Annotated in this window: 1 protein-coding gene and 1 pseudogene; both read right to left on the minus strand. The window is 78.5% G+C overall.

Going from position 1 to position 1,311, the window contains the following annotated elements; all coding sequences use genetic code 11:
• A pseudogene (locus KMS84_RS38535) lies at positions 1 to 792 on the minus strand (hypothetical protein); the annotation flags it as partial.
• A gap of 78 nt (positions 793 to 870) precedes the next feature.
• Positions 871 to 1,311, minus strand: a 441-nt coding sequence (locus KMS84_RS38540; protein ID WP_256921212.1) for a SpoIIE family protein phosphatase, incomplete at its 5' end; no start/stop codon positions are given.

The following is a 1,311-nucleotide window of genomic DNA, read 5'->3' on the forward strand; positions in this document are numbered from 1 at the left end:
GGGCCCGGACTGGACCGGGAGGGCCAAGACGGGCGCGGACCCGGTGGGCGCGGGCGGAACGGCGTGCGGCGGGACGACGTGGGGCGGGACGACGGGCGGCGGGACGACGTGGGGTGAGCCGAGGTCGGCGGGCGGAGGCGTCGCGTGGTCGGCGGGGCCGGGGGCGGGCAGGACGAGGTCCCCCGTCTCCCCCTCGCCGGCGATCCGGGCCGTCGCCATCTGGTGCAGCCGGTCGAGCCCCGGCCGCCCCCCGCTGCGCAGTATCGTCGCGACCGCCTTCATGTACGACGGCGCGGCCACCGTCCGCCGCCCGCGCCCCGCCGGCCGCGCGACCCTGCCGTACACGGTCACCGCGGGCCCGCAGTCCAGGACGTTCCCCCGCAGCCACTCCCAGGTCTCCGGGTCCGCGTGCAGGTCCAGCAGGAGCGTCGTGGCCCCGGCCGGCCGCAGCCGCAGCTCCTCCCGGAACCAGTGCCAGGGGAACGCCGTGTACCGCACGGTGGCCGGCGTCGTGCGCGCCAGCGCGAGATGCGGCAGCCGCTGGCGGCGGTCGAGCTGGAGCTGTCCGGCCACGAACACGGTCAGCGGCCCCGGCGCGGCCGCCGCGGCCCGCAGCCGCGTCAGCACGGCCTGCGGCTCCAGCGGGTCGGCGAGCTCGACGACGTTCGCGGTGTCGGCGCCGGCCAGCACCGCGGGCGGCACGGCGGCCAGCACGGGGAGCACGGAGGCCGCGTCGACCAGGCACCCCTTGCCCATGGGCGAGGCCGCGAGCAGCAGCACCATTCCCGGCATGATCCCCTCCCGCATGGCCCCTCCCCCTGTCGATCACGTACGTCAGCACCGTAACCGCTGCCGCCGCGGAGGGAGGCCTCAGGACCGCAAACGTCCCCCTACGGGGCCTTCGTCGCCGCCCGCACCCCGGCGCACGGCGAACACGGTGGTGTCGTCGGCGAGCCGGCCCCGGCAGTGCCGCAGCGTGCCGTCCCGCACGAAGGCCACCAGACGGCCGGGCTCGGCGGTGCGCGGATCACGGGCGACCGCCGCCGCGACCTCCTCGGCCAGCGGATAGAACTCCCCGGCGCCGTCCCGGGCCTCCGTCACCCCGTCGGTGACCAGCAACAGCGTCTCGTCGGCCGCGACCGGCACCCGCAGCACCGGCGGCGGCCCGGCCTGCCCGGCCAGCTCGCCGAGCCCCAGCGGAAGCCCGCCGCCCTGCTGCAGGGGCCGCACGCCCCCCTCACCGCCGACGGCGAGCGGCGACTCGTGCCCGAACCCCACCAGCTCGACCGTCCCCGCGTCCGGCCCCGGGGC

The organism is Streptomyces hilarionis (assembly GCF_024539675.1).
Taxonomy (GTDB): domain Bacteria; phylum Actinomycetota; class Actinomycetes; order Streptomycetales; family Streptomycetaceae; genus Streptomyces; species Streptomyces hilarionis.